The sequence below is a fragment of the Streptococcus cuniculipharyngis genome (assembly GCF_007859195.1).
In the GTDB taxonomy this organism is placed as follows: Bacteria; Bacillota; Bacilli; order Lactobacillales; family Streptococcaceae; genus Streptococcus; species Streptococcus cuniculipharyngis.
In genome coordinates this window covers 1-14,364 of record NZ_VOHL01000003.1, presented here as the reverse complement: position 1 = coordinate 14,364, position 14,364 = coordinate 1, and the positions used below count along the sequence as shown (strand labels likewise).

Below are 14,364 nucleotides of genomic sequence, written 5' to 3'. Positions count from 1 at the left end.
ACAAGTTTGTTTTTTTTGGTATAATAGAAAAAAAGAAAACAAGAAGGAGAGCAGTTGCAAGGAAGAATTGTTAAGGCCTTGGCAGGTTTTTACTATGTGGAATATCAAGGACACTTGTATCAAACACGGGCGCGTGGTAATTTTCGTCAAAAGGGGCAAACCCCTTATGTCGGCGACTGGGTGGAGTTTTCGGCTCCAGAACATTCCGAGGGCTACATTCTAGCAATCAAGGAACGTCATAATGCGCTAGTACGTCCCCCCATTGTGAACATTGACCAGGCAGTTGTTGTGATGAGTGCCAAGGAGCCAGATTTTAATGCCAATCTTCTGGACCGTTTTTTGGTTCTCTTGGCCTATAAAAAAATTAAACCTCTAGTCTACATTTCCAAGCTAGATCTTTTGACCGACCAGGGGGAGATGAGGGAAATTGCTGAACGCTACCGTCAGATAGGCTATGAGTTTATCTTATCTTATGAGGATTTATTACCCCATCTCTCCCATCAAGTAACGGTCTTTATGGGGCAGACAGGGGTTGGGAAATCCACCCTGCTCAACAAGCTAGCGCCTGAATTACAATTAGAAACGGGAGAGATATCTGAGAGTTTGGGGCGTGGGAAACACACGACTCGGGCGGTTAGTCTCTTCCACGTTAATCAGGGCTTGATTGCCGATACCCCCGGTTTTAGTGCCCTAGACTATGAGGTGACGACTAGTGAGGAGTTGAATCAGGCCTTTCCAGAATTGGCCCAAGTCAGTTTGGCCTGTAAATTTAGAACCTGTACCCACACACATGAGCCTGCCTGCGCCGTTAAACAGGCAGTGGAGACAGGGGAAATCTGGCACCAACGTTATGATAACTATTTGCAATTATTGAGCGAAATTGAAAACCGTAGGGAAACCTATAAGAAAGTATCAAAGAAAAAATAAGCCCACGTGTTCTTATCCGGGCTCCGGACCTTAGAAAGAGGAAAATATGACCCTAGTAACCAAACTTGCCCCATCTATTTTGGCGGCGGACTATGCAAATTTTGCCAGTGAATTAAAACGTATTGAAGAGACCGGTGTTGACTATGTCCATATTGACCTGATGGACGGTCAATTTGTACCTAACATCAGCTTTGGTGCGGATGTGGTGGCGAGCATGCGCAAACATAGTAAACTCGTCTTTGACTGCCACCTCATGGTGGTTAATCCCGAGCGTTATATTGATGCCCTGGCTCAGGCAGGCGCAGATATTATGACCATTCATACTGAAAGCACCCCCCATATTCACGGAGCCTTGCAAAAAATCAGGGCGGCGGGGATGAAAGCTGGTGTGGTCATCAACCCAGGAACGCCCCTAACGGCCTTGGAACCTGTTTTGGACTTGGTTGATCAGGTGCTAATCATGACCGTAAATCCAGGTTTTGGCGGTCAGGCCTTTATTCCCTCAACCTTGACCAAGGTGCAAGATTTGGTCACCTTACGCCAGGAGCGAGGATTGGCCTTTGACATTGAGGTTGATGGGGGTATTGATGACACCACCATCAAACTAGCCCAACAGGCAGGAGCCAACGTTTTTGTTGCCGGCTCTTACCTTTTTAAAGGGGATTTAGCGGCAAATGTCGCTCGTCTGACAGAGGTGTTAAATGCCTAAAATAGCCCTCTTTTTGGGAGGAGACCTGTCTTACTTTAGCAGGGGATTTGATGGTTTTGTGGGAGTGGATCGTGGGTGCTTGGCCCTCCTGCAAGCTGGTTTGCCATTGGATCTAGCTGTTGGTGACTTTGATTCGGTCAGTGAGGAGGAAAGGCAGCTCATTTTAGCTCAAGCCAAGCAACTAGTTCGGGCCAAAGCTGAAAAAAATGAGACCGATACAGAGTTAGCCCTCTTGACGGTGTTCAATCGTTGGCCTCAGGCCCAAGTCACCATTTTTGGAGCCTTGGGTGGCCGCCTGGACCATGCTTTGGCCAATGTTTTTTTACCCAGTCATCCTGACTTGATGCCCTTTGCCGGTCAGATTACCCTGCGGGATCAGCAAAATCATATTAGTTACTGCCTAGCTGGCCAGCACCACCTGTCCCGCCAAGAGGGCATGACCTATATTTCTTTTTTGGCTGAGTCAGCGGGCCAACTGACCATTGAGGGAGCCAAATATCCCTTGACACCACAAAATTATTTCCAGCGTAAAATCTATGTCAGCAATGAATTTACCGCGTCAGCTATTAGCCTGACCTTATCATCGGGCTATGCTGTCATTATCCAAAGCAGAGATAGGAGCTAGCATGACCCTTGCCCTTTTTTTCCTGACAGTTTCCCTACTTGTAGGCCTTTATCTGCTCTTTATGAAGAGTGCCAAACTTGAACAAGACTTAAAGCAGATTTTGGAGGCTCATGCTGACAATTTGTCAGATCAATTAACCTATCAGTTAGAATTGGTGGGAAAAAATCAGCAATTGGATTTGGCGAGTCAGATGAATCGCCTACAGGCCGACCTCAACCAACAACTCTCTGACCTTCACCAAGTGCTCAATCACAACCTGACCCAAAATCGTGACTGGTCAGATCGTCGCTTGGAAGCCATCAACAATCAGTTGTTCCAAGCCGTCAAGGACATGCAAGCCTCTAACGAAAGCAAGTTAGAGACCATGCGGCAGACGGTAGAAGAAAAGCTGGACAAAACCCTTCATTTACGTTTGCAGAGCTCTTTTGATTCCGTTTCGAGACAGCTAGAAAGTGTCAATAAAGGTCTAGGTGAAATGCAGACGGTAGCCCGTGATGTTGGGACCCTCAATAAAATCTTGTCGGGCAGCAAGACCAGGGGGATTCTAGGGGAATTGCAGCTGGGGCAGATTATCGAAGATATCCTCAGTCCTCAACAGTATGAGCGAGAATATGTGACCGTATCGGGTAGCTCTGACCGGGTGGAATATGCGATTAAATTGCCGGCCCAAGGGGAGGAGGGTTATGTTTACCTACCCGTTGATGCCAAGTTTCCCCTTGAGGACTATTACCGCTTGGAAGAAGCCTATGAGCTTGGGGATAAACCAGCGATTGAACAAGCCCGGAAGAGTCTTCAGGCCAGTGTTAAAGGCTTTGCCAAGGCCATTCAGAGCAAGTACCTCAATCCCCCTGCAACTACCCCGTTTGCCATTATGTTTTTACCAACAGAGAGCCTCTATGCTGAAATTGTCCGTCAGGCTGACTTTTTTGATCGTCTGCGGCGAGAACAGCAGGTCTTGGTAGCAGGTCCTAGCACTCTAGCGGCCTTGCTCAACTCACTCTCTGTCGGCTTCAAAACGCTCAATATCCAAAAGAATGCCCAAGATATTAGTAAAATACTAGGTCAGGTCAAGACGGAGTTTAATCAGTTTGGTGGCATCTTAGCCAAGACCCAAAAGCAGCTGCGGACAGCCAGTAATAGCCTGGATACCTTAATGACAACAAGGACCAAGGCCTTGGTTCGTGTCTTGGACCAAATTGACAACTATGATGATCGCTTGCCCCAAACGCTTTTAGATGCGGCCTACTTAGGAGAAGATAATGATGAAAATAAACCAAATGAAACGTGATGAACTTTTTGAGGGCTTCTACCTCATCAAAGGGGCTGAGTTGCGAAAGACAAGGGCAGGCAAAAACTATCTTGCAATGGTCTTTCAAGACGATACAGGTGAGATTTCCGGCAATCTCTGGGATGCTCAGCCTCACAATGTGCAAGAATTTACCACAGGTCGAGTTGTCCACATGACTGGTCGTCGAGAGGTATATAACGGTAGCCCTCAGGTTAATCAAATCACTCTCCGCCTCCCCCGTGATGGAGAACCCAATGATCCTAGCCTCTTTCGAGAAAAATCACCGGTCAACTTGCAGGAAACACGGGATTACCTTGAACAGATGTTGTTTAAAATTGAAAATGCGACCTGGCAACGGATTGTTCGTGCCCTTTATCGCAAATATGACCAGGCCTTTTATCATTTTCCTGCAGCCAAGACCAACCACCATGCCTTTGAGTCAGGGCTAGCCTATCATACAGCAACCATGATTCGTTTGGCTGAGGCCCTAGTGACGATTTATCCAGTCCTTAATAAAAGTTTGTTGTTTGCTGGCATTATGATTCACGATTTGGCTAAGGTCTTGGAATTAACAGGTGCTGACCACACCGAGTATACCATTCGTGGCAACTTAATTGGCCACATTGCCCTGGTTAATGAAGAAATCACTAAAGTGGTTATGGAGCTGGGCTTAGATGATCAGTCAGAAGAGGTCCTCTTGTTAAGGCATCTAGTCTTGAGCCATCACGGCCAACTAGAGTATGGCAGTCCGGTGCGCCCCATGGTGATGGAAGCGGAAATCTTGCACCAAATTGATAACATTGATGCCAAGATGATGATGATGATGACAGCCTTAGATAAGGTGGATAAGGGAGAATTGACCCCTCGAATTTTTGCCTTGGACAGTCGTTCTTTCTATAAACCTCACCTTGATCCCATTGATAAACAGTAAAATGGCCTGTTCGAGTCATAATATTCGCTTTTTACTTGAATGATGGTATAATAAGAATAGTAAAGATATATGAAAGAGAAAAGCAGCATGAAATTAAGACGAAGTGAACGTATGGTAGTGATTTCTAACTACCTGATGAACAATCCCTATAAGCTGACGAGCTTGGGCTATTTTGCAGACAAATATGAATCTGCCAAGTCGTCTATCTCAGAAGACATTGCCATTATCAAGAAGGCCTTTCAGCAGGCTTCCATCGGAGAAATCGAAACCCTAGCTGGGGCTAGCGGTGGCGTTATTTTCCGTCCGGGTATGGCAGAAAGTGAAGCAAAAGAAGTATTAGAGTACCTGCGAGAACAACTGGCTCAAGGCGATCGTATCTTGCCGGGAGGCTACCTCTACTTTTCTGATTTGCTGAGTAGTCCCAAGGTTTTGCGCAATATCGGCCGTATCATTGCCAATAGCTTTAGGTATGAAAAAATTGATGCCGTCATGACAGTGGCGACTAAGGGAGTTCCCCTAGCCAATGCAGTGGCGAGTGTCTTAGATGTGCCTTTTGTGATTGTCCGTCGTGACCTAAAGGTAACAGAAGGTTCTACGGTTTCGATCAACTATGCTAGTAGTTCCAGTAACCGCATCGAAAAGATGTTCTTGTCTAAGCGCAGTCTCAAGCCCAACAGTCGTGTCTTGATTGTTGATGATTTCTTGAAAGGTGGCGGAACTGTGGTCGGCATGACTAGCCTGCTCAAAGAATTTGATTGTGACCTTGTTGGTGTAGCAGTATTGGCTGATAACAAGCAAGAACGTGACCTTGACTTGACCTACAAATCCCTACTCACAGTCTCTAAATTAGACACCAAGACCAATGACGTCCAAGTTGACCTCGGTAATATCCTAGACTAACCCCCTTGTCAGATTGCTTAAAATCTGCTATAGTAGTCTATAAGATTGAAGGAGGATAAAACATGTCAACTATTTTGATTTTCTTGGTCATGTTAGCCATGATTTTCTGGATGCAACAGCAACAAAAGAAACAGGCACGCAAGGCTGAGGAAGAACGTAGTCAATTAACCAAGGGAGACGAAGTCGTCACTATCGGTGGCATGTATGCCATTGTTGACGAAGTAGACCTTGCCAACAAGAAAATTGTCTTGGATGTCGATGGTGTCTATCTCACCTTTGAGTTAACAGCTATTAAACGTGTGGTGGCCAAGGCCAACATCCCTTCAGCAACTAGTCCCTCAACTGATAGCTCAGAAGCAGTTGACCTTACCAATCAAGAAAAGACTGAAGAGTAGGATGTTGCCTACTCTTTTTCTGATAGCCGGTGTTGGCCACCCAATCCTCGGAAAAAGAGCCAGTAGTTACCAAATCCACTGGACTTATGATAAAATAAACTTAATCCCTAGGAAGTGAACGTAAGAAAATCATGTTATTTAAAAAGAAAGCAGCAGAAACCAGTCTAGAAAAGGTTCCTCAGCATATCGGTATCATCATGGATGGCAATGGGCGTTGGGCCAAAAAACGCATGCAGCCCCGGGTTTTTGGTCATAAGGCAGGCATGGATGCCCTGCAAAAGGTTACCATCAAGGCTTCTGAGCTGGGGGTCAAGGTCTTGACTGTCTATGCCTTTTCAACGGAAAACTGGTCTCGCCCGCAAGACGAGGTCAAGTTCATCATGAATTTGCCAGTTGAGTTTTTTGATCACTATGTTCCTCAACTTCATCAAAATGGGGTTAAGGTTCAAGTGATCGGTGACCAAGCAGCCCTACCAGCTCCGACCCTCACTGCCTTGCAAAAAGCGTGTGACTTAACCAAAGACAATCAAGGCCTTATTCTAAATTTTGCCCTTAATTATGGGGGTCGAGCAGAAATCACAGGGGCTGTACAAAGCTTGGCGCAGGCGGTAGCTGCAGGCCAACTGAAGCCGGCTGACATCACAGAAGACCTGATTTCAAATCAGCTAATGACGGCATCACTGCCTGTGGAAGTCAGAGACCCTGATTTGATTATTCGCACGAGTGGGGAATTACGTTTGAGTAATTTTCTTCCTTGGCAGGCTGCTTATAGTGAATTTTATTTTACCCCTGTTTTGTGGCCAGACTTTGATCAAGATCAATTAGTCTTGGCCCTAGAAGAATACAACCGTCGTCACCGCCGTTTTGGTGGCCTTTAGAAAGAGGAATCATGCAACAACGAGAACGTATCATTTACGGAACGGCAGCAGCAGCTGTCTTCCTCGTCTTTTTACTACTAGGAGGAGTCTTTTTCCAACTTTTAGCCGGTATCTTGGCCATGCTAGGAGTTGCTGAACTGTTACGGATGAAAGGTTTGGAAGTCTATTCGTTTGAAGGTGTCCTAGCCATGTTGGCAGCCTTTTTCCTGACAGTGCCCTTGCAAAACTATTTTAGTTCCCTCCCTCTTGATGCTAGCTTGACAGCCTATGGCTTGACCATTTTTCTTCTTTTGGGCGGAACCGTGCTAGATAGTCGCTCCTACTCGTTTGAAGATGCCGCTTATCCGATTGCCGCTAGTTTTTATGTTGGGATTGGTTTTCAAAATCTGGTCGTGGCTCAGATGGCGGGGCTCAATAAGGTCTTGTTAGCCATTTTTATCGTCTGGGCAACCGACACAGGGGCTTACTTTGTTGGTCGTCAAATTGGTCACCGCCCCTTACTTCCTCATGTGTCTCCCAATAAAACCATTGAAGGAAGTCTAGGAGGAATTGCCCTAGCCTTTATCGTGGCCTTTATCTTCATGCTGATTGATCCCTCAGTTTATGCGCCGCACAATATTTTTGTCATGCTCCTCTTGGTTATCCTCTTTAGTCTATTTGCTCAATTTGGTGATTTGGTGGAAAGTGCCATCAAACGTCACTTTGGTGTCAAAGACTCAGGAGTTTTTATCCCTGGACACGGTGGTGTGCTAGATCGTTTTGACAGCATGATTTTTGTCCTACCTATCATGGATTTCTTTGGTCTTTTTTAGGAAGACCTGTCTCTTTACCAAGTGTCTGCTTGGGCTTTAGCAGTAGCCAACTGCCTTAATTTATTGCAATAAAGGAGTAACACCATGCTAGGTATCTTGACCTTTATCTTTATCTTTGGCGTGATTGTCCTGGTTCATGAGTTTGGTCATTTCTATTTTGCCAAAAAATCAGGGATTCTAGTCCGTGAATTTGCCATCGGTATGGGTCCCAAAATTTTCAGCCATCGCGATAAGGAAGGCACCCTCTACACCATTCGGATCCTGCCGATCGGTGGGTATGTCCGTATGGCGGGTTGGGGAGATGACCAAGTCAAAATCAAAACCGGTCAGCCAGCGACAATCACCCTAGATGCAGACGGACGAGTTAGTCGCATCAACCTGTCTAACAAACAGGTAGACCACAACAGCCTCCCAATAGCCATCACGGCTTATGATTTGGAAGACCAGCTGGAGCTTAGTGGTCAGGTCCTAGATGACAAGAAGACCTATTTGGTCAATCCAGAGGCCACCATTGTTGAAACTGACGGGACAGAATTACGGATTGCCCCCTTGGATGTTCAGTACCAGAACGCCAGTGTCCTAGGAAAACTCATCACCAATTTTGCTGGGCCGATGAATAATTTTATCTTGGCCTTTGTCGTCTTTACCCTCCTAGCCTTTATCCAAGGAGGGGTGGCGGATCCCAATAGCAACCAGTTTCAGGTCACACCAAATGGGGCCGTGGCCCAGGCGGGTTTGACCAGCCCAGTGCAAATTACCAAGCTTCAAGATCAAACCATTAGTAACTGGGAAGACTTATCCACAGCTGTGGATAAGTCAACCAAGAACTTGACAGAAGGGCAACCCCTAACCCTAACCATCAAAGAAAAGGGGCAGGAGAAGCAAGTTGAGGTCACTCCCAAGCAAGTTGACGGTCAGTTTCTGATTGGGGTATCACCGGGCTTGAAGACGGGGATCCTTGATAAGCTTCTTGGCGGGATCAACATGACCCTCTCATCAGCCACAAGCATCTTTAGAGCCCTTCAAGACTTGATTTTCCGTCCCAACCTCAATAAACTGGGTGGACCAGTGGCTATCTACCGGGTCAGCAGTGATGCTGCCAACAATGGTTTTGATTATGTCCTCTACCTGCTGGCTTCCCTGTCTATCAATATTGGAATTTTCAACCTCTTGCCCATCCCAGTTTTAGATGGAGGGAAAATTCTCTTTAACCTCGTAGAGGCTGTCCGTCGCAAACCCCTCAAACAAGAAACAGAGACCTATATCACCTTTGCTGGCCTTGTCATCATGCTCATCATTATGGTGGCAGTCACTTGGAATGATATTATGCGAACCTTTTTCTAGATTATAACTGTAAAGGAAGAAAACAATGAAACAAAGTAACATGCTTATCCCAACCCTGCGTGAGATGCCAAGTGATGCTCAGGTGATTAGCCATGCCCTGATGGTTCGTGCAGGCTATGTCCGCCAAGTCTCGGCAGGAATCTATGCCTACCTGCCCTTAGCCAACCGCACCATGCAAAAATTCAAGGCCATCATGCGTGAAGAATTTGCCAAAATTGGTGCCGTAGAAATGGAAGCCCCTGCTCTCTTGACCGCCGACCTCTGGCGCGAAAGTGGCCGCTATGACACTTACGGAGCCGACCTCTATCGCCTGAAAAATCGTGACCAGTCAGACTTTATCCTGGGTCCTACCCATGAGGAAACCTTAACCATGCTGGTACGTGATTCAGTCAAATCCTACAAGCAACTCCCCCTCAATCTCTATCAGATTCAAGCCAAATACCGTGATGAAAAACGCCCACGTAATGGTCTCTTGCGTACCCGTGAGTTTATCATGAAAGACGGTTACAGTTTCCACCAAGATTATGAGAGCTTGGATGTGACTTATGAAGACTACCGCAAGGCTTATGAAGCTATTTTTACCCGTGCAGGCCTTGATTTCAAGGCAATCATTGGTGACGGTGGGGCCATGGGTGGTAAGGATAGTCAAGAGTTTATGGCCATTACCCCTGACCGGACAGATCTAGACCATTGGTTGGTTTTGGACAAGTCCATTGCCTCATTAGAAGACATTCCTGCTGAGGTTTTGGAAAACATCAAGCAAGAGCTAGCAGCTTGGATGGTTTCAGGAGAAGATACGGTTGCTTATTCCAGCGAGTCAGCCTATGCAGCCAACCTGGAGATGGCAACCAGTGCTTACCAACAAAAAACCAAAGTGGTTAGTCAAGAGCCCCTTGAAAAAGTGGCAACTCCAGATTGTCAGACCATTGACGATGTCAAGTCCTTCTTGGGCGTGCCAGAAGAGCAAACCATCAAAACCCTTCTCTTTATGGCAGATGGTCAACCAGTGGTGGCCCTCCTAGTTGGCAATGACCAAGTTAATGATGTCAAACTGAAAAATTACCTTGCGGCAGATTTCCTTGAACCGGCTAGCCCAGAACAAGCCCTTGAGGTCTTTGGGGCTAACTTTGGCTCCCTCGGCCCAGTCGGTCTTGCCGAAGACATCCGTATCATCGCTGATCGCAAGGTACAAGATTGTCATAATGCAGTGGTTGGAGCCAACCAAGATGGCTACCACCTAACAGGCGCTAATGCTGGTCGTGACTTTACCGCTGAATATGTTGATATCCGCGAAGTTCGTGAAGGCGAACCATCACCAGATGGCAAAGGGGTCCTAAAATTTGCTCGAGGTATCGAGATTGGTCATATCTTCAAACTCGGTACTCGTTACTCAGCTAGCATGGGCGCTAACATCCTTGATGAAAATGGCCGCAGTCAACCAATCATCATGGGTTGCTATGGTATCGGGGTTAGTCGTATCCTCTCAGCCGTGATTGAGCAACATGCTCGCCTCTTTGTCAGCAAGACACCTAAGGGTGATTACAAGTATGCTTGGGGCATCAATTTCCCTAAAGAGTTGGCCCCATACGATGTCCACCTGATTACAGTCAATGTCAAAGACGATCAAGCCCAAGCCTTGACCCAAACAATTGAAGACCAACTTCAAGGAGCTGGCTATGACGTTCTCACCGACGACCGCAACGAACGTGTAGGGTCTAAGTTCTCTGATAGTGACTTAATTGGTCTGCCAATCCGTGTAACGGTTGGTAAAAAAGCTAGCGAAGGAATCGTCGAGGTCAAAATCAAGACCACTGGTGACAGTATCGAAGTTCATCAAGACAACCTACTCGAAACCTTGGAAATCCTAACCAAGGAAAATTAATATTTAACAATTTTACATCAATCACCAGAAGAAAATATCCGTCTCCCAGCCCCTTGGTCTGGGAGATTTTTTATACAAACAATCAAATGATTTGAAAACCCTAACAAACAGAGTCTAAGGCTACTGACACTGATTAAGGTGTTTTGTATAATTTTTAACATTTCGAGTCATATTATTTGACAGGTGGGGGGGGGTAGGTTATAATGACCCTGTATCTTTGAATACAAAAATAATCAAAAGGAGAATCATTCTGCATGTTTAAAAAGAATAAACAGCACGACACAGCACAACGCTTCACGATTAAGAAGTTTAAGTTTGGTGCTGCGTCAGTACTGATTGGTACGGTATTTGCGGTATTCGCAGGTGGCGTCCAAGCAGAAGAAACCGTAGCCTCGACGGACGCAACGTCAGGCTCAAGTACAACAACAGTAGTGACACCAGAATCAACAGTGGAGGCAAGCACAGCAGCTCCTGTCGTTGAAGCTCCTGCAGTTTCAACACCAGCAGTAGAAGCGCCAGTTGTTGAGTCAACATCAGCAGCTCCTGTATCTGAAGCAGCATCAACAGTTGCAACATCAGAGGCAGCTAAGTCTGAAGCAGCGTCAACTACTGCGACTTCAGAAGCAGCAAGCACAGCAGCTAAAGCAGCTACTAGCCAAGCGCCAGCAGCAGCTCCAACTGCATCAGTTGCACCAACTACTGCAACAACAGCAGCAGTAACTGTTGAGCAACCACGTGTAGCCGCTACTACTTACAAAGTGACTTATACTGACGTTGCGTCAAACGAAGTTGTTTACCAAACTAACAAGTCAACAACAGGTGTAACGACTCTACCAACAACAGAGCGTGCAACCTTTGAAGTATCTGCTAAGAGTGAAGTAGGTTCTGCACCAGCCCTTGCTGGTTACAAACTTGCAGAAGGTCAAGCAGAAGTTCAATCAGCTATCGTAACAGAGCGTGGCGGTCGTAAGAACGTCATCAATTTTGATGTTGTCAAAGAAGATGTCGCTGCAGCAGGTAGCAACAACGAAGAAGCAGAAGGCCAAACAGTGATGTTTGCAGCTACTCAAGAAGAAGTTGACAACAACACTCGTATCGGTAACCTGCCAAAAGGTGCTGGTGTTATCGTTATCGACGACCCAACAAACCCTGACCAAACCTTCGTCTTTGACACTAACAAGATTTTCCCTGCCAACATTGTTGAAGCAGGTCAAGGGACAACTAACCCAGATGCGGGTACCTTCCCACAAAACTTGTCATACACGGCTATTCAAGGCGTGGACTACTACTTCCAAGATGTAGCCACTGGTCAATTCTATACAGTCGTTGACCCAGCAACTCGTGAGCAAAAGAATGCTGACCAGCCAACTGCTCCAGATCCAGCAGATGGTGAAGACCCACGTATCACGGCTCTTCGTCCTTTCTATACATCAGTATGGTTGCCACAATTGCGTGAAGGTGCGCAAGTTAAGATTATTGCCCGTAACCCACAAACAGGGAAGCAAATCGAATCAGCGCCATACACGGTTAAGTCTACCTTTGATGGACAACCACACAAAGAATCTCTAGTGTCTCGTATTGAGTCAGACTACCGTTACGCAACAGAGAAAGATGTTTCTGTTCGTTTCCAAGATACCTATACTGAGTATGCGGATGTTTACACGGGAGCCTTGTCAGAAGACTTGCAAGACTCATCAGCGGCTTACAAGTTGAACGATCCAAATGCGAATGAAACAGTGACTTTCCCAATTGATTGGGATAAAAACAACCAAGTTGACTTCCGTGTGGTGGCTCGTGATGCCAATGCCTACTTCTGGCAAGTATTAACAAAACTTTACTTTGTTGATAATATTGCACCAGACAGAACCATCACAGGTCAAGATGATAGCAAGACGCCAGAACAAGTGGCAGCGGAGAAACAAGGTCAATCAGATCCACGTGGCCAAGTTGACAACGGCACCTATCAAGGGGCTTACCGTGATGTGACAGTTGGTGAAGCTATTCAACCAATTGATGTTAAAACCACAGCAACAAATAACGAGATTGACTATGTGATTGCCAAAGGTTTGCCAGACGGTGTGACAATTCGTAAAGTGACCATGGAGGCAGGCTCATCGCATTTCGTGATTGAAGGAACGCCAACCACTCCAGGTTTCTATGTCGTTACAATCGAAGCTTATGATGATAAGTTGCCAGAAAATACGGATAGACTTCAACGTACCCCAGAGCAAGCAGAACTAGCTCGTGAAGTGCGTGAACTTTATGCAGCAAATGGTCGTGAAGTGAAAGACCAGTTCGGAACGTACAACTACGTTCAAGACCAAATTGGTATCTTGGTCCGTGACGTGACACCTCCGGCTGCACCAGTTGTCGATGATGTGTGGGCGGGTGCAGACACTGTACCAGTAACACCTCCAACAGACCCAGATACTGCTGGTTTGGAAGTGACTTATCCTAATAGCAATGGTGAACCTGTAACAGTTTACTACATTAAAGGTAACGACGGTAACTACTATCGTAACACCGGTACTGCTGAGGCACCTCAATACGAGCAAATCCCAATGGTTGACGGTAAGTTGCAAACACCAACCCCAGAGGGTGTTAACCTTCCAGAAGGTGAGCGTGTCACAGCTCGTTCTTACGACAACTGGCGTAATATGTCTGAGCCAGCGCAAAACAACATCACCAACGAAGCACCAGTAGTAACACCACCGAAGAAGAAAACTTACGATCCTGGTCGTGAAATCACTGATGAAATGTTGTTGAGTGGAGCTAGCGCTACTGATAAGGAAGATGATGGTGACAACAAAGAGTCAACATCACCAACAATTGAGATTGTTGATAGAGGTGGATTAGATTCTAATACAGAAGGTGAGTACACTATTACTTATGTAGCTATCGATAGTCAAGGTAAACGTTCAGAGCCTAAGACTGCTATTGTTGAGATTAGAAAATCAACTCTTCCATCATCTTCTGGTTCAACAGGTTCAAGTACAACACCAAGCGAGACTCCATCCGAGACTCCAAGTGAAACACCAAGTGAGACTCCATCCGAGACTCCAAGTGAAACACCAAGTGAGACTCCATCAGAGACTCCAAGTGAAACGCCAAGCGAGACTCCATCAGAGACTCCAAGTGAAACGCCAAGCGAGACTCCATCAGAGACTCCAAGTGAAACACCAAGCGAGACTCCATCAGAGACTCCAAGTGAAACACCAAGCGAGACTCCATCCGAGACTCCAAGTGAAACACCAAGCGAGACTCCATCAGAGACTCCAAGTGAAACACCAAGCGAGACTCCATCAGAGACTCCAAGTGAAACACCAAGCGAGACTCCGTCAGAGACTCCAAGTGAAACACCAAGTGAGACTCCGTCAGAGACTCCAAGTGAAACACCAAGCGAGACTCCATCAGAGACTCCAAGTGAAACACCAAGTGAGACTCCGTCAGAGACACCAAGTGAAACACCAAGCGAGACTCCATCAGAGACTCCAAGTGAAACACCAAGTGAAACACCAAGCGAGACTCCGTCAGAGACTCCAAGTGAAACACCAAGTGAGACTCCGTCAGAGACACCAAGTGAAACACCAAGCGAGACTCCGTCAGAGACTCCAAGTGAAACACCAAGCGAGACTCCATCAGAGACTCCAAGTGAAACACCAAGCGAGACTCC

12 protein-coding genes are annotated in these 14,364 nt (G+C 46.4%); all 12 read left to right on the top strand.

What is annotated here, in order from left to right; translation table 11 throughout:
- The first annotated feature begins 54 nt into the window (after nucleotides 1–54).
- On the top strand, nucleotides 55–927 hold the full coding sequence (gene rsgA / locus FRX57_RS04915; RefSeq protein WP_146567290.1) for a ribosome small subunit-dependent GTPase A: 873 nt from the start codon (nucleotides 55–57) through the stop codon (nucleotides 925–927).
- 46 nt (nucleotides 928–973) lie between these two features.
- Nucleotides 974–1,636 carry a ribulose-phosphate 3-epimerase gene (rpe, locus tag FRX57_RS04910; RefSeq protein ID WP_146567288.1) on the top strand — a complete coding sequence of 221 codons (663 nt, stop codon included), beginning with the start codon at nucleotides 974–976 and terminating at the stop codon, nucleotides 1,634–1,636.
- The gene (locus FRX57_RS04905) at nucleotides 1,629–2,261 is read left to right on the top strand and encodes a thiamine diphosphokinase (protein ID WP_146567286.1); all 633 of its coding nucleotides are present in this window, start codon (nucleotides 1,629–1,631) and stop codon (nucleotides 2,259–2,261) included. The genes rpe and FRX57_RS04905 overlap by 8 nt, the downstream gene beginning before the upstream one ends.
- A gap of 1 nt (nucleotide 2,262) precedes the next feature.
- Nucleotides 2,263–3,549, top strand: coding sequence for a DNA recombination protein RmuC (locus FRX57_RS04900; protein WP_146567284.1), 1,287 nt, complete (start codon nucleotides 2,263–2,265; stop codon nucleotides 3,547–3,549).
- Nucleotides 3,524–4,480, top strand: a complete 957-nt coding sequence (locus FRX57_RS04895; protein WP_146567466.1) for a 3'-5' exoribonuclease YhaM family protein — start codon at nucleotides 3,524–3,526, stop codon at nucleotides 4,478–4,480. The genes FRX57_RS04900 and FRX57_RS04895 overlap by 26 nt, the downstream gene beginning before the upstream one ends.
- 87 nt (nucleotides 4,481–4,567) lie before the next feature.
- Nucleotides 4,568–5,380, top strand: a complete 813-nt coding sequence (purR, locus tag FRX57_RS04890; RefSeq protein ID WP_146567282.1) for a pur operon repressor — start codon at nucleotides 4,568–4,570, stop codon at nucleotides 5,378–5,380.
- A gap of 62 nt (nucleotides 5,381–5,442) precedes the next feature.
- Nucleotides 5,443–5,775 carry a preprotein translocase subunit YajC gene (gene yajC / locus FRX57_RS04885; RefSeq protein WP_146567280.1) on the top strand — a complete coding sequence of 111 codons (333 nt, stop codon included), beginning with the start codon at nucleotides 5,443–5,445 and terminating at the stop codon, nucleotides 5,773–5,775.
- Nucleotides 5,776–5,906: 131 nt separating this feature from the next.
- Nucleotides 5,907–6,653 (top strand): undecaprenyl pyrophosphate synthase, encoded by a 747-nt coding sequence (locus tag FRX57_RS04880; RefSeq protein ID WP_146567278.1) that lies wholly within the window; start codon nucleotides 5,907–5,909, stop codon nucleotides 6,651–6,653.
- Nucleotides 6,654–6,664: 11 nt separating this feature from the next.
- Nucleotides 6,665–7,465, top strand: a complete 801-nt coding sequence (locus tag FRX57_RS04875) for a phosphatidate cytidylyltransferase (RefSeq protein WP_146567276.1) — start codon at nucleotides 6,665–6,667, stop codon at nucleotides 7,463–7,465.
- An 84-nt stretch (nucleotides 7,466–7,549) separates the two neighbouring features.
- Nucleotides 7,550–8,809 carry an RIP metalloprotease RseP gene (gene rseP / locus FRX57_RS04870; RefSeq protein ID WP_146567274.1) on the top strand — a complete coding sequence of 420 codons (1,260 nt, stop codon included), beginning with the start codon at nucleotides 7,550–7,552 and terminating at the stop codon, nucleotides 8,807–8,809.
- 25 nt (nucleotides 8,810–8,834) lie between these two features.
- A complete protein-coding gene (locus FRX57_RS04865; RefSeq protein WP_146567272.1) occupies nucleotides 8,835–10,691 on the top strand; it encodes a proline--tRNA ligase in 1,857 nt (618 codons plus the stop codon).
- A gap of 254 nt (nucleotides 10,692–10,945) precedes the next feature.
- Nucleotides 10,946–14,364, top strand: a 3,419-nt coding sequence (locus FRX57_RS07800; RefSeq protein WP_146567270.1) for a YSIRK-type signal peptide-containing protein, incomplete at its 3' end; no start/stop codon positions are given.